This window comes from Streptomyces sp. NPDC079167 (assembly GCF_040686735.1).
Lineage (GTDB): Bacteria > Actinomycetota > Actinomycetes > Streptomycetales > Streptomycetaceae > Streptomyces.
The window spans coordinates 1-17,448 of sequence record NZ_JBFBLO010000021.1 but is presented as its reverse complement, the minus strand read 5'-3'; the positions used below and the strand labels follow the sequence as shown (position 1 = coordinate 17,448).

At 73.2% G+C, this 17,448-nt stretch carries 10 protein-coding genes; 3 read left to right on the top strand and 7 right to left on the bottom strand.

The features are described from left to right. Positions 1-6: 6 nt before the first annotated feature. From AB0P41_RS31120 to AB0P41_RS31095, 6 genes are all read right to left on the bottom strand, one after another. Positions 7-1,155: a glycosyltransferase gene (locus AB0P41_RS31120; protein ID WP_365935483.1), complete on the bottom strand. Its 1,149-nt coding sequence runs from the start codon at positions 1,153-1,155 to the stop codon at positions 7-9. Further along, complete coding sequence (locus AB0P41_RS31115) at positions 1,152-4,007, bottom strand: CDP-glycerol glycerophosphotransferase family protein (protein WP_365935481.1); 2,856 nt, start codon at positions 4,005-4,007, stop codon at positions 1,152-1,154. Before AB0P41_RS31115 ends, AB0P41_RS31120 begins: the two co-directional genes overlap by 4 nt. Further along, positions 4,004-7,456: a CDP-glycerol glycerophosphotransferase family protein gene (locus tag AB0P41_RS31110; RefSeq protein WP_365935479.1), complete on the bottom strand. Its 3,453-nt coding sequence runs from the start codon at positions 7,454-7,456 to the stop codon at positions 4,004-4,006. The genes AB0P41_RS31115 and AB0P41_RS31110 overlap by 4 nt, the downstream gene beginning before the upstream one ends. A 99-nt stretch (positions 7,457-7,555) precedes the next feature. Further along, a complete protein-coding gene (locus tag AB0P41_RS31105) occupies positions 7,556-8,428 on the bottom strand; it encodes a TylF/MycF/NovP-related O-methyltransferase (protein ID WP_365935477.1) in 873 nt (290 codons plus the stop codon). Positions 8,429-8,439: 11 nt separating this feature from the next. After that, on the bottom strand, positions 8,440-9,174 hold the full coding sequence (locus tag AB0P41_RS31100; RefSeq protein WP_356708757.1) for a methyltransferase domain-containing protein: 735 nt from the start codon (positions 9,172-9,174) through the stop codon (positions 8,440-8,442). Between the two features lie 91 nt (positions 9,175-9,265). Further along, positions 9,266-11,275, bottom strand: coding sequence for a CDP-glycerol glycerophosphotransferase family protein (locus tag AB0P41_RS31095; protein ID WP_365935475.1), 2,010 nt, complete (start codon positions 11,273-11,275; stop codon positions 9,266-9,268). A 100-nt stretch (positions 11,276-11,375) separates the two neighbouring features. Here AB0P41_RS31095 and AB0P41_RS31090 point away from each other — a divergent pair, with 100 nt between their 5' ends. After that, entirely contained in the window at positions 11,376-14,816 is a 3,441-nt protein-coding gene (locus AB0P41_RS31090) for a CDP-glycerol glycerophosphotransferase family protein (protein ID WP_365935474.1), read from the top strand. Here the strand turns inward: AB0P41_RS31090 and AB0P41_RS31085 are convergent. Next, positions 14,806-15,411 carry a TetR/AcrR family transcriptional regulator gene (locus AB0P41_RS31085; RefSeq protein ID WP_356708762.1) on the bottom strand — a complete coding sequence of 202 codons (606 nt, stop codon included), beginning with the start codon at positions 15,409-15,411 and terminating at the stop codon, positions 14,806-14,808. The genes AB0P41_RS31090 and AB0P41_RS31085 overlap by 11 nt on opposite strands. Positions 15,412-15,552: 141 nt before the next feature. Between AB0P41_RS31085 and AB0P41_RS31080 the strand changes: the two genes are divergently transcribed. Together AB0P41_RS31080 and AB0P41_RS31075 are read left to right on the top strand one after the other, a co-directional pair. Further along, positions 15,553-16,497 (top strand): ABC transporter permease, encoded by a 945-nt coding sequence (locus tag AB0P41_RS31080; protein WP_356708764.1) that lies wholly within the window; start codon positions 15,553-15,555, stop codon positions 16,495-16,497. Beyond that, the gene (locus AB0P41_RS31075) at positions 16,490-17,299 is read left to right on the top strand and encodes an ABC transporter ATP-binding protein (protein WP_356708766.1); all 810 of its coding nucleotides are present in this window, start codon (positions 16,490-16,492) and stop codon (positions 17,297-17,299) included. The genes AB0P41_RS31080 and AB0P41_RS31075 overlap by 8 nt, the downstream gene beginning before the upstream one ends. Positions 17,300-17,448: the final 149 nt, after the last annotated feature.

Below are 17,448 nucleotides of genomic sequence, written 5' to 3'. Positions count from 1 at the left end.
GGGACCTCAGCGCTCCAGCAACGCGAACAGCTCTTCCCAGCGCCCCATGATCTCGGCCTCGGAGAACCGCTGGACGTCGGCCCGCGCCCGGTCCCCCATCGCGTCCCGCATCCGGGGGTTGCCGGTGAGCCTGAGCAGCCGGTCCGCGAGGGCCCCGATGTCCCCCGCGGGCGCGAGCAGCCCGTCCTCGCCGTCGCGCACGATCTCCCGTACGCCCGGCGCGCAGTCGAACGCCGCGCACGGCACCCCGCTCGCCATGGCCTCCAGGAGCGCCAGCGGGAAGCCCTCGCCGCGTGAGGACTGGACGAAGACGGAGGACGCGGCGAGCGCCCCGGGGACGTCGTCGGTGCGCCCCCGCCATCCGACCGAGGCGTCGAGCCCCAGGGCGGTGCACCGCGCCCTCAGGTCGGCCTCGTCCTCGCCCGCCCCGTACACGTCCAGCCGCCAGTCCGGGCGCTGCGGTGCCACCAGCGCCCAGGTGTCCAGGAGCATGTCGATGCCCTTCTGGTCGGTGAGCCGTCCGATGCTCGCGACCGACTTCTCGCGGCGCGGGGAGGGCACATCGGGCAGCGCGGCCAGGGCGTTGGGCATGAAACCCACGTTGTTCATCCCGTCGCCCGCCCACTTGTCCGCGTCCTCCTCCGTGAGGACGAGCCAACGGTCGAGCGGCGGGTAGTGGTTCTTGATCCAGCGGTAGCGGTGGCTCGCCCGCGAGTAGTCGTAGGACTCGTGGCTCATCCCGATGACCCGCATCCCGCCGGTGTCCGCCTCGCCGACCCACTCCATCGCCCAGACCTGGCTGACGATCACCACGCCCCCGGGACGCGCCGCCCGGAAGATCTCCGAGAGCTGGTCGACCGCCAGCCGCTTCCGGGCCGCCCGGCCGGCCTCCGCTCGCCGGGCGGCGAACCGGAAGCGGTCCCGTACCCCCTTGGGCGCCCAGGGCGTCGGCGGATGCGCCGGGTACAGGGCGGTCACCGGGTAGGCCGGCGGGTCGGGCAGGGCCATCTTCCGCTCGGCGGCGTGGATGCCGATGGTGTGCACCCGGTGGCCGGCCTCCTGGAACAGGTGGGCGGTCCGGTGCATCCAGCCGGTCACACCCCCGAGCTCGTCGGTGCTGTTGGAGACGATGAAGACGTCACGGCTGCGGTTCATCGACGGGCCTCCCCGGTGCGAGCGGTACGGGACGGACGGGACGCGACGAGATGCCGGGCGAACACGGTGTCGACGACCGACCGGGCCGCGTCCCCCCGGTCGTACGCTCCGAACTCCTCGGCGAAGGCGGCGCGCTGTTCCTGGAAGCCGGTGTCCGCGGTCTTCAGCCGGGCCAGCACGGCGAACAGCTCCTCCTCGGTCGCCGTCACCGGGCCCGGCGCCTTCTCCCGCAGGTCGAAGTAGCTCCCCCGCTCGGCGGCGTAGGTGGCGAGATCGGGGGCGAAGAGGACGATCGGACGGTCCAGGAGGGCGTAGTCGAACATGATCGACGAGTAGTCCGTGACCAGGACGTCGGCGAGCGCGAGGAGTTCGCTGACGTCGTGGTGGCGCGAGACGTCCACGACCGTCCCGGGCGGGCAGGCGGGCAGGCTCGCCGCCTCCAGGTAGTGCGCCCGCACCAGCAGCGTGTACGTGTCGCCGAACCGCTCCGCGAAGCGCGCCGCGTCCAGGAGCAGCCGCTGCCGCCTGCGCGTGCCCGGCCCGCCCCGGAAGGTCGGCGCGTACAGCACCACCTTGCGGTGGTCGGGCAGTCCGAGTTCCGCCGCCAGCGCCGGGCGCGGCAGCCTTCCCTGGGCCTCGTCCCGGGCCCGCGCGGCGACCAGCGCGTCGTTGCGCGGGTAGCCGGTGCGCAGCAGCGTGCTCGCGGGCAGCCGGTAGGCGCGCGCCAGTGTCCGCTCGTCGTGCTCGGACCGTACGAGGAAGTGGTCGAACCGGTGCACGGCCTGCTGGAGCCGCTCGCGCTGCGGGGCGTTCTGCATGCGCACCCGGGTCTCGTCGAACCCCATGCGCTTGTACGCCGATCCGTGCCAGGTCTGGAGGTAGACCGTGCCGGAGGGCTTGTCGAGGTGCTGGGGGAACCCCTGGTTGTCGACCCAGTACTCCGCCCGTGCCAGGGCCCACAGATAGCGCCAGGACCAGCGCCGGACCAGCCGGGCGTCCGCCGGGAACCCGGCCGGGGAGTCGGCGTACGACCAGACGCAGCGCAGCGGGAGCCCCCGGGCGCGCACCTCCTCGTGGACGGCCCGGGGGCTGTCGCCGTAGCAGGTGCCCATGTGGCTCTCGAAGACCACGGAGCCCCTGCGCACGGGCAGCCGGAGCAGCCAGGAGCGGTAGACGGAGACCTTGAAGCCCCTGGCGTGCAGCCTGTCCCGGCGCTTGCGCAGAGCCCGCAGCAGGAGCCTGGCCCGGCGGGCGGGGCGGAAGTGGGTGGCGTAGTGGACCAGTCGGCGGGCCGTGCGGGCGGGCCGGTTACGGGCTTCGAGCCGCAGCGCCAGATGGTCCCGGAGCGTGATGTACGGCTGCCAGGTGTCCCCGGTCGTCCTGCCCAGCCGGGGCGCGGCGGGCGAACGGTCCGACGGGCCGACGAGGTCGTGGGCAGCGAAGAGGTCGCTCACCGAGCGGGTCCTGCCGTCCTCCAGCACCATCCGCGCGTCCCACACCGTGTCGCGGGGGCCGTAGGGGCGCAGCAGGCGCGTCAGGTCGGCCCGGACGGACCAGCTGATCCCGGTGGGGTCCGGCCGCAGCCCGTCGACCGGGACACGGAAGGCGCGGGAGCCGTCGCGTACGCGGAACTCCAGATGGGCCGTGAGGGGTCCCTCCGGGTCGGGTCCGGTGTGCGCGGGCAGCACGAGCCGGCCCTCGATCAGCACCCGGCGTCCTTCGGCCTCGTAGCGGGTGAGCCTGTTCATCAGCTTCAGCTCGCCGAACGTGCGGTACTGATGGCCGAGTTCGGTGACGTCCAGCACGGGGTCGGGGCCGCCCGGCCAGTACACCCGCCCGTCGTCGGCCATGGAGAGGGGCGCGGCCACGGTGCCCCTCCTGCGCAGCGCGTACGCAGCGGTGAGCACCCCGTCCTCGTCCCCCCGCTCCAGCAGCCGCACGCCGACGCGCTCGACGGGCGGGAGGGTGAGCAGCACCGGCCCGGGGACGGTGCCGGGCAGCACCCGGGCCGCCGTCGCCGCGACGCGTTCGCGTGCCGCGGCCGGCAGTTCGGGGAAGGCCCGCACCAGCGGCACGAGGTGGTCCAGCAGGAAGGCGCGGTCCCGCTGCTCGCGCAGTTCCGCCAGCCCCTGGGCCACCAGCACGTGACAGACACGCCGGTGCGCCTCCACGAGCCCGGCGAGGTCCCGGCCGGCGTCGGGCACGGCCCGCCCGGAGACGATCCTGCGGCGCACGAGGGCGATCCGGCCGACCACCGACGCCACCAGGGGGCCGAACAGGATCCCGCTGTGGGTGAGGTCCTCGTCGTAGCGCAGCGCGTGCCGCTCCAGCGCCGCGCGCCGCACGCAGAAGCCGGTCACCAAGGCGTCGTGGACGGACAGTTCGGGTGCCTCGGAGAACCGGGCCACCGTACGGGAGCGGAGGAACAGCGGGTGCTGCCAGGAGGGTTCACGTTCCTTCGTACCCTCTCCGGTGAGCCGGGCCCAGCGCCCGGCGACCAGGTCGGCACGGGTCCGCGCACCGGCCTCCCAGAGGTTGCGGCAGGCGTGGAACTGGAGGCGCTCGCCGACGTCGAGCACGAGGACGTACGTGCCGCGCGCCGCGTCCAGGCCGGCGTTGCGCAGCGAGGCGACGGAGTCCGTACCGGGGTCGAGCACGCGGACGCGGTCCGGGGCGCGCCCGGCGAGCGAACCGGCCGCACTCCGCACGGCGGCGGGTGCTCCGGCCGGGAGGACGACGAGGGCCTCGACGGCGCGCAGGCTCTGGCCGAGCACGGACTCCACGGATGCCGTCAGCGCGTCCTCCCCGCCCTCCGCGGCGGTGATCACACAGCTGAAGTCGGGCGCACTCATGCCTGTGCCCCCTTCAGCATCCGGTCCACGACCCGGGCGGCCGCCGTCCCGTCGTCGAGATCGCAGAACGACTCGCGGAAGCCGGCGTAAGCCTCCCGGTGGCCCGCCGTCGCGGCCTCCGGGTCGCGCAGCGCCTCCACGACGGCGGCCGAGTCGGTGATCAGCGGGCCGGGCGCCCGGTTCTCGAAGTCGAAGCAGAAGCCCCGCAGGGTGTCGCGGTAGTGCTCCAGGTCGTAGGTGTGGAACAGCATCGGGCGGCCCGTCTGCGCGAAGTCGAACATCAGGGAGGAGTAGTCCGTGACCAGCACATCGCTGATCAGCATCAGCTCGGCGACGTCGGGATGGCGTGACACGTCGCGCACGAAGTCGTTCTCGGGGATGCTTCCGCCGACCAGGTAGTGGCGGCGCACCAGCAGGACGTGGTCGTCCCCGAGCGCCTTCCGCGCGTGTTCGAGGTCGAGTTGGAGGTCGAGTCCGTACAGCCCGCTCTGCTTCGGCCGGTCCTCGCGCCAGGTGGGGGCGTACAGGACGACGCGCTTGCCCTCGGGGACGGCGAGCGACTGCCGGACCGCGGCGGCGACCTTCGCACGGTCGGAGGCGTACAGCAGGTCGTTGCGCGGGTAGCCGCACTCCAGCACCTCGCCCGTGTGCCCGAACGCACGGCGCAGGACCGGTGTGGAGAAGCGGTTCGGCGAGACGAGGACGCTCCACTGGGCGGCCCGGCGGGGCATGGACTCCATGTACGCGGTGTCCGCGAAGGCGGTGCCCGCCAGGTCACGGCCGATGCGCTTGAGCGGGGTGCCGTGCCAGGTCTGGACGACGAACTGCCCCTCCGCCCGCTCGAACCACTCGGGCAGCTGGGTGTTGGTGACGATCCACCGGCTGCGGGCCAGGGCCTCGTGCCACTCGGCGCTGTGCAGGGCCACGGCACGGACACCGGCGGGCACGACGGCCTGCTGGTCCCGCACCACCCAGAGGTGCTCGACGCCGGTGGCGCGCCGGACCAGCTCCTCGTGGATCGCGCGCGGTGAGTCGGAGTACTGGCGGCCGTCGAAACTGGAGTACAGCACGGTGTCGCGCAGCTCCCGTCCGAGCAGGCCGCCGTACCACTCGCGCAGTCGCCGCTGCCCGTACGCCCCCCGGTCCTCCGGTGGCAGGACGCTGCCCGACCGCAGGGAGAGCCGGTCGTGGAAGCGCCGCTCCAGGGTGAAGCGGCGTCCTGCCGACGCGCGCCCGAGCGGCAGTTCCGCGTGCAGCTGGTGCACCACGCACAGCGGCAGATAGCGCTCGGGGTCCCTCTCGCCCCGCGACCGGAGGAACGGGTACCACCTGCCCTCGGCGAGCGGCAGCGGGCCGCCTGCCCCGTCGACCGCTCCCGGGGACAGCTCCGTACGGAAACCTGAACCCGTGCGTTCCACGGCGAAGGCGTTCTCCTCCTGGTGGCCGCTGTGCCGCAGGACGAGCTCGACCGGACGGTAGCGCACCGCCGGGAAGGACCCCTCCAGGACCAGACCCGCGTCGTCCGTCCAGGACACGCCCGTGACGACGGGCCGCACGTCCCGGTCGCTGAGCACCAGGTCCCCGGAGGGGTTGGTGGCGGCGTAGACCTCGCGGCCGCCGGGCAGCGGGTACCGGCCCGCGTCGGTCTCCGGACGGGCCGCGACGGTGAGCCGCCGCGCCCCGCAGACCAGCTGGACACCCCAGTCGCCGTCGGAGCCCCCGAACGCCACCAGCGGCACCTCGGCGAGGACCGTACGGCCGTCGGTGTCCTCGTCGGTCACCAGGGGGAACTCACGGGTCTCCTTCGTACGCCACTCCTGGATCCGCAGAGCCGTCGGCGCGTCCGGGCCCGGCAGCCGCACCGCGATCCGGATCCCGTCCCCGGCGTCCGTCGGCCGGTGTCCGGCGAGCACGGCGTCCACCCGCTCGGCGCGCAGCTCCAGCTTGTTCCCGGAGAGGAGCGGGACGACCCGGGTGCGCTCGTCGAGGTAACGCACGGCGGGCGCGGCGGGGTTGCCGAGCAGCCGCATCGGGCCGCGGCGCGGGCGCCCCGCGCCGACGACGACGGATTCCAGCTTCCAGACCGTGCGGGTTCCGCGTGCCGTGCCCCGGGTGACGAGCCGGCGCGGGTCGACGACGGTCTCGAAGCCGGACCGTTCGTAGCGGTGCAGCGAGCGGCCCGAACCGGCCGTCGCCTCGTCCGTCGCCGTCCGGCGCAGCCTCAGGGGGATCAGCCGGCGGCCCGACCTCAGCCAGCCGGCCCCGGCCGACCCCCCGGGGGCGTTGCGGACGTACGCGTACCCCTTGAGGTGCAGCAGCCCGTCCCTCCACACGGCCTCGGTGAGATGCGCGTGCACGGGGAGGTCCTCGGCGGACAGAGCGGTGACCTTGCGCGGGAGAGGGGCGTCGACTCCGGGGTACTGGGCCCTGGGCCTCAGCCGGCCCCGGACGTGGAAGGTGTCGCGGTCGGTGGACTCGTGGGCCAGGAGCGCGAGCAGTTCCGCCGTCCTGCGCTCCCGGATGAGCTGCCACTTGACGCGCAGATGCAGGGGCAGCGCGTCCAGGACCGCGGGTTCGACCGTCGAGGCGAAGGCGTTGGCGTGGGTGAGGAAGGCCTCGTGGAAGCTCTCGTCCCCGTCCGGGAGGGCCTCGATGAACAGCCACAGGTCACCGGAGAGCGCGTGTTCGTCGTAGCGCCGCTTCGCCTCCGTCATCCCCCGGTCGGCCAGGAACCGGCTGACCGTGGACACCGCGGTGACCCGGTCGCGGATTCCCCGGGCCACCGCGCGCCGGGTCGTGATCGAGCCGTCGCGGTCCCGCCAGTGGTAGACCGGGGCCTCCACGACGTCGACGCTCCGGGCCAGGAAGTGGGCCGGCAGGACCACGGCGATGTCCTCGTACAGGACGCCGGTCGGGAAGGCGAAGGCGTGCTGGTCCCAGAAGGACCTGCGGAACACCTTGTTGCACGCGATGCGGTCGCCGAGCAGGACCCAGTCCCGGGTGACATGGGTGGCCCGGCGGGCCCTCTCCATCGGCCTGCGGAACATGGGGGACTGTTCGAGCACCCCGTTCGCCCGGAGCCTGAGCACGTTGCCCGTCGCGAAGTCCGAGCCGGAGGCGTCCAGTTCCCCGAGCATCCTGGCGTAGGCGCCCGGCGGCACGACGTCGTCGCTGTCGACGAACGTCAGGAAGTCCGCGTCCGGGTGGGCCTGTCCCGCGCCCGCGTTACGCGCGGCCCCCAGCCCCGCGTTCTTCTGCCGGATCAGCCGGAAACGGGAGTCCTGCCGGGCGAACCGCAGAGCCACGTCGGCGCTGCCGTCCGTCGAACCGTCGTCGACCATGACGACTTCCAGGTCCGCCATGGTCTGCCCGGCGAGCGAGTCCAGGCAGGCGCCGAGGTACTCCTCGACGTTGAAGAGCGGGACGACGACGGTGAGACGGGGTGCCATGACGCTGCGCACGATCCTTCCGGACGGACGAACGGACTTCCTCTGTATGGAACGAGCCCCGTGCCGGGGAGGCACGGGGCTCGCAACGGGGCGCTCCACCTAAGGCTTGACGGCGATGCGTCCCTCGTCCATGCGCAGCAGCAGAAGCCGCTCCCCGGTCTCCTCCAGGAATTCGTCCACTGCCTGGCGTGATCCCTGCCAGTAGCCGTAGTCGTCGATCAGCAGCACCCCGCCGCTCACCAGACGCCCGTACAGATGGGTGAGCTCGTGCTTCGTCGACGCGTACCAGTCGGTGTCCAGGCGGAGGATGGAGATCTGCTCCGGCGCCTGCTCCGGGACGGTGTCCTCGACCTTGCCCCGTACGTAGTGGACACGGTCCTTCGGGTACGGGACCTGCTCGAAGCCGGCCCGTACGTCCTCCAGGGAGGCCACGGCCCAGATGGGCCGGTCCTTGCCCTGCGCGTCCAGCAGCTCCTGGGCCGGCCTGCCGTCCCGCCGCAGGTCCTCCGCGGTGGGCGGCGTCATGCCCTCGTACGTGTCGAAGAGATAGAGGTCGCGCTCCGTCTCACCGAGGGACAGCAGCGTCCTGGCGCAGGCCTGCATGGAACCGCCGCGCCACACCCCGCACTCGACGATGTCCCCCGGGATGCCGTGCTTGACGACGTGCCGCGTCGCGAGGACGAAGGCGTTGAGCCGCTCCGGGGAGGTCATCGTGTACGGCTTGACCGCGCGGATGACGTCCTTCGCCTCGTCGTCGTAGTCCGCGGGGAACTGCGGCTTCTTCGCCGCCGTCGGCTTCACCGCGGCAGGCTTCTTCGCCGCCGCCGCCGCCGCCGGCGGGTCGGCGGGGGCCGGGCGGGGAGCGGGCAGGGTCGCGCGCCTGAGCTGGTATCCGGTGAGTTGCTGAAGGACGCCGTTGACGGCGTTGCGCCAAGCCATGGGGCCGGACAGTACGCGCGTTTTGCGGCTCATGTCACCTTTCGTCAACCTGTGGTTGATGGGACCGTACGGTTGTCCGGACGTCCGCACCGCGCCCGTCCGTCCAGCGGGCGCGGCAGCGGCACTCGGTCCACGCCGCCGGCCCGGTTGGCCCACCACACGGCCGTCTCCCGCACGGCGAGGTCCGCCAGGCTGTTCTTCAGCCGGGTCACCGGCCGGCGGTGGGGCAGCGGGCGGCGGAAGACACCCACGGAGTCGCCCCAGTAGGCGGCCGTGGTGTCGATGGACGCGTAGTCGTGCCAGATGCCCTTGGCGGGCGGGAAGTCCGTGTACGCCTCGCGGAGTTCGAGGCGGGAGTGGGCCGCCATCGCACGGAAGCCGTCGGGGTAGTAGCGCCAGCAGTCCTGCGCGTCGTGGGCGTGGCCGCGCGAGGGCGCGGTGATGAAGGCGTAGCCGCCGGGCCTGAGCACCCGCGCGATCTCCATCATCGACACCCAGAAGAACGGGATGTGCTCGAACGCCTGGCCCGACAGCACCACATCGGCGCTGCGCGACTTCGCGGGGATCCGGTAGGGCTGCTTCATGACCGCGTCGACGTTGGGGCCGTCGAGGACGTCGACCCCGAAGTAGTCGATGTCGTGGCCGGCCAGGAGCCCGCGGTGGGTCCGGGTCTGCTTGCCGGAGATCCGGGAACCGAGGTCCACGACGCGGTGCCTGCGGGTCCTTGGCAGGTACTCCTCGATGCAGAGCTGCATCTGCTCGTAGGCGGACCGGTGCATGAGGTTCTCCCAACGTTGCCGTGTGCGCGCGCTGTTGAGCACAACGACGGTGGGGCACGGAGGGAGCGCCCCGTACGGGTGACGCCGGTGTTCAGTTCGAACCGACCGGGAAGACCCTGCGCACCACGCGCTCCGCCGCGTGGCCGTCGTCGTACGGGCAGAAACGGCGGCGGAACGCGGCGCGCAGCGCGTCGGCGTCCCGGGACCTCCATGCTCCGCCCACCAGCACCTCGCGCAGCTCGTCCTGCGTGGTGGCGACCGCCCCGGGGGTGTCGCCCGGGCGGCCGGACAGCAGGTCGACGTAGGTGCCGCGCGCGGCCCGGTAGACCTCCCAGTCGGGCACGTAGGTGATGATCGGGCGGTCCAGGCAGGCGTAGTCGAACATCAGGGACGAGTAGTCACTGATCAACGCGTCGGCGGCCAGGAAGAGTTCTTCCACGACGGGATGGCCGGTGACGTCGACGACCCGGCCGCCCGCCGCTGTCCCGGCCGACCGCCCGTAGAAGTAGTGGGCGCGCACCAGCAGCACCCAGCCGGGCCCCAGGTCACGCGCGAGACGCTCCAGGTCGAGCAGCGGCAGGAAACCCTCCCGGTAGTCACGGTGGGTCGGCGCGTACAGCAGCACGGTCGTTCCGGGCGCGATACCGAGCTCCGCGCGGATCTTGCGGGTCTGCTCGGCGGTGGCGTCGCACAGGACGTCGTTGCGCGGGTACCCGTACGGGAGTTGTTCGTACGAGGAGGGGTAGACCCGGTCCCAGACCTCGGTGCTGTGCGGGTTGGCGGAGAGGCTGAAGTCCCACTGGTCGGTGTGCGCGACGATCCGCTCGAAGCTGACGCCCTTGGTGAGCGCGGGGTACGGGAGCTGGTCCAGGCCCATCGTCTTCAGCGGGGTCCCGTGGTGCGTCTGGAGGTAGACCTGGCCGGGCCGTTTGGTGAAGCCGCCGGGGAAGCTGGAGTTGTTGACGAGGTACGTCGCGGTGGCCATCGTCCGCCAGTAGGCGCGGGACCCCTCGATGACGTACGGCACTCCGGTCGGCATCCGGTCGCGGTGGCGGGAGGAGACGACCCAGACGCCGCGGATGTGCGGGACCAGCTCGCGGGCCTTGGCGTAGACGGCGGCCGGATTGCAGGCGACGCCCCTGTTCCAGTAGGCACCGTAGACGGCGAGGCAGGGGTCCAGCGGCCGGTGCAGATCGGCGCGGTAGAGCGCCCTCATCACGCGGGCGCGCAGCGACTTCCTGCCCGCGCGCGCGGCGGCCCCCGCCCGGGCGCGCACGGCGCGGACCGCCGCCCTGCTCCGGTGGGCGGCGTACCGGCCGGGGAGCCCGGCCGCCCGGAAGAAGGCGGCGCGGTCGCCCGGCGCGATCCGGCCGGGGTCGTCGAGCACGGCGGTCAGGTGCGCGGTGCGCGCGGCCGGGATCCGCGGGTCGTCCCCGGTCTCGGCGGCCAGCCGCTCGTAGGCGTCGATGACCGCGAAGTGCGCGCGGCCCGGCGTCGTGGCGAACGTGCCGGTCCGGCGCACCCGGTGGCGCACGCAGACACGGTCGAGCGAGGCGAGGGTGCCCGCGTCGGAGGCGAGGAGGCGCGCCCGGTGGACGGGCACGACGTCCCCGTACGGGCCTTCGGCGAAGCGGAGCCCGTGGTCGTTCCAGAAGGCGCGGCGGAAGAGCTGCTTCCGGGCGGCCGGGAGGGTGTCTCCCGGCGCCGCCGTGCCCCACCAGTCGACCCGGTCGTGGCCCAGGGCCAGCACGTCGGGCCGGTCCTCCGTCAGTCGTGCGGAGATCTCCGCGAACGCTCCGGGGAGGAGCAGGTCGTCACCGTCGAGGAAGAGCAGATGGGCACCGCGCGCCGCCTCCGCACCGGTGTCGCGGGCCGCACCCGTGTCCCAGGGGCCGTCGTGGACGAGCACGCGCACCCGGGGGTCACGGCCGGCGAACTCCCGTGCGATGGCGAGGTCCAGCCCGCTCCCGGCCGCGCAGACCACGACCAGCTCCAGGTCCGCCTGCCCGCCCTCCGCCGGCGGCTGCCCGGTCACGGACTCCAGGGCCGCCCTCAGGTATCCCTGAACGCGATGGGCGGACACGACGACGGTGAGCAGCATGGCAGCCGAGCGTAATGGTGACCGTCCGGCCGGCCCCAGGGGCTGTCACCCGTTCGGGTCAGTGGCGTGACCCGGGGCGCTCCCCCGGGTTGAGCCGTACATGAAGCCACTCCTCAGCGTCGTCGTCCCCGTGCACAACGTCGAGGACTATCTGGAGGAGTGCCTCGTCTCACTGGCCGGGCAGACCCTGAAGGACATCGAGGTGGTGCTCGTCGACGACGGCTCGACGGACGGGAGCCGCCGTATCGCAAAGGACTTCGCCGCCCGGGACAGCCGCTTCCGCTGCGTCCACCAGCCCAACGCGGGCCTGAGCGCCGCCCGTAACACGGGGGTCGCCCGCACCACCGGCGAAGTGCCCTACCTGGCGTTCGCCGACAGCGACGACGTCCTCGTCCCCGACGCGTACGAACGGATGCTGGCGTCCCTGGAGTCGACCGGCTCGGATATGGCGACGGGCAATGTGTGGCGGCTCACCGAGCGGGGAAGCCGGCAGGCCTGGCAGTACCGCTGGCTGACCGCCGACCACCTCCGCACCCACATCACCCGCGATGCCCGGCTGCTGGCCGACCGCGTCGCCTGGAACAAGGTGTTCCGGCGCTCCTTCTGGGACCGGCACGCCTTCACCTTCCCGGTGGGCAAGCTCTACGAGGACACCCCGGTGATGATCCCGGCGCACTACCTCGCCGGGGCGGTGGACGTGCTGCGCGAACACGTCTACCACTGGCGGGTGCGGGAGGGTTCGATCACCCGGCGGCGTACGGACGTCCGGGGGGTACGGGACCGGATCGCCGCCTGCGAACAGGTCAGCGCCTTCCTCGCGGACCGCGACCCCGTACAGCGGCTGCGCTACGACGCCTCCTGCCTGCGCGACGACTTCGTGTACTTCCTGGAGGGACTGCCGATGGGCGGGCCCGCCTACCGCTCCGCGTTCATGGCGGACGCGGGCGCCTTCCTCGACCGGGCGGGAGACGCGGCCCTGGCCGGGCTGCCCGCCGAGGCGCGTATCCGCTGGCAGCTGGTGCGGGAGCGCCGCGTCGGCGAACTCCTGGCGGTCCTGGAGTCCGAACGGGCCAACGGAACGGGCACGTTCACCGTCGCGGGCCCGCCGGGAAGGCGGCGCGCCGTGCACCCGGGGGCCGGCGGCAGGGCCTCGGCGCGCCTCGGCCGGGGTGACCTGCCCGCCGTGGCCCGGCTGGTGGAGTCGTCGTGGGACCAGGACGGCAGGCTGCGGCTGCACGGGTACGCGTACATCCGCAACCTCCCGGCCCGGGCTGCCCGGCACTCGCTGAAGGCGGGCCTGGTGCGGGATGCGGGGGGCGGACGGCCGCGTGCCGTCCCGGTGCGCTCGGTCCGGACGGACCGCGCGACCGCCGACTCGGGCCAGGAGCTGCACAGTTACGACCACGCGGGCTTCGACATGGTCCTCGACCCGGGGCGGCTGGGGCCGGGCAACTGGCTGGTGGGCGTGGTGGTGGCCGGTCACGGCGTCGTGCGGCGGGCAGCGGTGCGGGCCGTGGAGGCGGCGGCCGCGCAGCCGCTGGTCCACGACCTGGGCGGCGGGCGGCGCGCGGTGCTCGGCTACCGGGACGGCCGGCTGGAGCTGGCCGTGTCCCGGCTGCCCGCGGTGGCCACCGGCCACGACGGCGGGCCGGACACCCTGGAGCTGACCGGCAGGCTGTACGGGGACGCCCGGCCGACGGCCCTCGTCCTGACCCGCGAGGGGGGCGCGGAGCACGTCTGCGCGGTGCGGTGCGGCGACGGGGGAGACTTCAGCGCCCTGATCCCGCTCGCGGCCCTCGCGGCGGAGACGCCCCCGTCCCCCGGCGGGCCCCATGAGCCCGCCCCGGGGGGCGGGGCCCGGTGGCGGGCGGCGCTCCTGACCGACGGCGTCCGCGTGCCGCTCGCCGCGGCCCCGGACCTGCCGCCGCCCGCCCTCGCGGATCCGGCCGGTCACCTGGTGGTGGAGCTGTCCGGGGAGCCGCGTGTGGACCGCGCCGGGCCCGCCCCGGACGGTGGGCTGCGCATCGAGGGGACCGGGACCGGCGCCCTCGAACTGCGGCACGGCGCCCTCGGGGAGACGGTGGCCGTCCCCGTCCGAGGGGACGATGACCGCTTCGCCGCCGTGCTCGCGGCCCCTCCCCGCGAAGGTGACTGGGAGGTGTTCCTGGGCGGCCGGCCCGTGCGCGTGGGGCCGGCGCTCGCCGCACTCCTGCCGGTGAGCGCGGTGAGCGCGGTGAGCACCCCGGGCGCCCGCTTCCGCCTCGACCGCCGCCACGGTGACCGGCTGACCGTGCACTGCGCGCCGGCGCTCGCGGACGCGGAACGGAGCGCGTACGGCCAGAGGCTTCTGCGGACGGCGCACCACCCGGCGCAGCGCCGGCTGCCGCTCCGGGACGTCGTGCTCTACACCGGAGAGGCCTCCGCGCGCGCCGTGCACGCCGAGCTCGTACGCCGGAGCACCGGTGCCGAGCACCTGTGGGTCACCGACGGCTCCCCGGGCGCCGCGCCTCGCGTCCCGTCCACCGCCGCCCCCGTCGTGGCGCACAGCACCGCCTGGTACGAGGCGCTGGCGCGGTCCCGCAGGATCGTGGCGGCAGGTCAGCTGCCCGCGTGGTTCGAACGCCGCCCCGGCCAGACGGTCGTACAGATCTGGCCCGACGCCCCGCTCGGCCGGTTCGGCCTGGATCTCACCGGCACCCTGTACGCCGACCACCATCACCTCGCCACGCTGGAGCACCGCTCCGCCCAGTGGTCGGTCCTGGTCTCCCCCAGCGCCTTCGCCACCCCGCACCTCCGCCGCGCCCTGGCCTACGGCGGCGAGGTGCTGGAGGCCGGCTCCCCGGCCGACGACCTGCTGTTCGCGCCCGGCCGGGACAGGACGGCCGAGCGGGTACGCCGGCGGCTGGGCATCCCGGACGGCCACCGCGTGGTGCTGTACGCGCCGACGTACCGCGACCACCTCGCCCACGCCCCGGCCGCTGTCCCCGCCGCCTCCTCCCCCCTGTACCGCTGGGATCCGGCGCTCGACCTGGCCGCTCTGGCGCGGTCGCTGGACGGCCGCACCACCGTGCTGGTGCGCAGACACCCCCGGGTGACGGGCAGCGTCCCGGCGCACCCCGCCCTGCGTGACGTGTCCACGCACCCCGACTCCACCGAGCTCCTGCTGATCGCCGACGTGCTGGTCACCGACTACTCGGGCCTGGCCTTCGGCTTCGCGCACACCGGCCGTCCGATGCTCTTCCACACCTACGACCTGGAGCACTACCGGGACACCGTGCGCGGCTTCTGCCTGGACTTCGAGACCCGGGCCCCCGGGCCGCTGCTCGTCACCACCCGGGAGGTGGCTCAGGCGCTGGGGGCCACAGCCACTTCGGCGGACGTCCACGCGGAGGCGTACGAAAGCTTCCGGCGCGACTACTGCGGGCCCGCGGACGGCGACGCCGCCCGCCGCGTCGCGGACCGTCTGCTCGACGAGGACTCCTCCGGCTCACCGCGCCTCGTCAGGCCCCGGGAGGCCGGGGCGCGCCCCGTCAGGCCCTGAGCGCCCGGACCGCCGAGGCCGCGAGGTCGTCGAGGTACCCCTTGGGCAGGTCGCCCCGGACCACGACGAGGCGCCAGTAGAGCGGGCCGACGATGAGGTCCAGCGCCCGGTCGGGGTCGCTGCCCTCGGGCAGTTCGCCGCGTGCCACCGCCGCCCGTACGACCACGGCGGCCACCCCTTGCTGCTGGTCCAGCAGGGCCGCCTTGATGGCGTCGGAGATCTCCGGGTTGCGGGCCGCCTCGACCAGCAGGTCGGGGATGACCTGCGAGGCGACGGGGTGGCGCAGCGCGTACGCGGCCAGTTCCAGCACGGCGCGCACATCCCCGTACAGCGAACCCGTCGCGGGCGCCGGCATGCCCTGCGCGGCGACGGCCGCGACCAGGTCCAGGACGAGATGCAGCTTGGACTTCCAGCGGCGGTAGACGGCGGTCTTGCCCACCCCCGCGCGCCGGGCGATGCCCTCGATCGACATCCGTGCGAAGCCCACGGCGGCCAGTTCCTCGAAGACGGCGCCGCGGATCGCGTCCGTCACGTCCTCCCGCAGCACCGCGGCACCTGCCGGGGTGCGGCGCCCGGTTCGCCGTTGGGTGGTCATGGCCCGAATGATAGACCGTAACGACGAAACGGTTGCGTTGCGACGTACAAACGTCCTACTCTCAGCGTTGCGACGATACGGTGCCGTCCCATCGAGCCGCATCCGTCCGCCCTGTTCCCCCGCCCCCCGTCGAAAGCGACCGTGGTGAGCCAGACAGCAGCCCCGCCGGCCCCGGTGGACACCGCATCCCCAGCCCCCCTCCTCCCCGTGTACGAACCCGGCGAGCTGGCCGCTCTCGCGGCCCGGCACGGGCTGAACGTCAGCGGGGCGCGGCCCACGCTCGGCGCGTACGTCCGGCAGCTCTGGGGGCGGAGGCACTTCATCACGGCCTTCGCCACGGCCAAGCTGACCGCCCAGTACAGCCAGGCGAAGCTCGGTCAGATCTGGCAGATCATGACCCCGCTGCTCAACGCGACGGTCTACTACTTCATCTTCGGCGTCCTGATGAACACCAAGCACGGAGTCCCCGACTACGTGCCGTTCCTCGTCACGGGCGTCTTCATCTGGACCTTCACGGCCAGCTCCATCACAGCCGGCACCCGGGCCATCAGCGGCAACACCGGACTCGTCCGGGCCCTGCACTTCCCGCGTGCCTCGCTGCCGATCGCGCTGGCCATCCAGCAGCTCCAGCAGTTGCTCTTCTCGCTCGGCGCGCTCTTCCTGATCCTTCTCGTGTTCGGCCAGTACCCGCGGCCGTCCTGGCTGCTCGCGATCCCCGCGCTCACCCTGCAGGCCCTCTTCAACACCGGCATCTCGATGGTCATGGCCCGGCTGGCCGCCAAGACCCCCGACATCGCCCAGCTGACCCCCTTCATCCTCCGCACCTGGATGTACGCCTCGGGCGTCATGTGGAGCCTCGACACCCTGCTCACCGCCGACCGGGTGCCGCGGCTCGTCCTGCTGGCGCTGGAGTGCAACCCGGCGGCCATCTACATCGACCTGATGCGCTACGCCCTGATCGACAGCTTCACCGGCGCCCAGCTGCCCCCGCACGTGTGGGCCCTGGCGACGGCCTGGGCGCTCGTCTGCGGCATCGGCGGTTTCGTGTACTTCTGGAAGGCCGAGGAGAGGTACGGACGTGGCTGACATCCCCGGCACCCGTGTGCCCACCGTCGTCGTCGACGACGTCCACATCACCTACACGGTGAACGGCGCCCGTACCGGAAAGGGCAGCGCCACCTCCGCACTCAACAGGATCGTGTCGCGCCGGCAGCCTCGGGGCGCCCGCCAGGTGCACGCGGTGAAGGGCGTCAGCTTCGCCGCGTACAAGGGCGAGGCCATCGGCCTGATCGGCTCCAACGGATCCGGGAAGTCGACGCTCCTCAAGGCGATCGCGGGGCTGCTGCCCGCGTCCAAGGGGCGGGTCCACACCCAGGGCCAGCCCTCACTGCTCGGCGTGAACGCCGCCCTGATGAGCGACCTGACCGGGGAGCGCAACGTCGTGCTCGGCGGCCTGGCCATGGGCATGACGCGCGAACAGATCCGCGAGCGCTACCAGGACATCGTCGACTTCTCCGGCATCAACGAGAAGGGCGACTTCATCACCCTGCCCATGCGGACCTACTCCTCCGGCATGGGCGCCAGGCTCCGCTTCTCCATCGCGGCCGCCAAGAGCCACGACGTGCTGCTGATCGACGAGGCGCTGTCCACCGGAGACGCGAAGTTCCAGCGGCGCAGCAAGGACCGGATCATGGAGCTCCGCGAGGAGGCCGGCACGGTCTTCCTCGTGAGCCACAGCAACAGGTCGATCACCGATACCTGCGACCGGGCGATCTGGCTGGAGGCGGGCACCCTGCGGATGGACGGGCCGGCCAAGGAGGTCGTGGCCGCGTACGAGGAGTTCACGGGGCCCGCGAAGTCCAAGCGGCCCGCGCAGCCCGGGAAATGACGTTGTGAAGCCGTGAAGCCGTGAAGCCGTCCGCCGGACGGGCCGATGAGGCCTGTGGCGTTCATGTAGTAGTCGGCGGGCACCACCTCGATGCCGTGCCGGGACGCCCGGTCGACGCCGCCCCACTCTCCCGCGACGTCGTCGGAGAA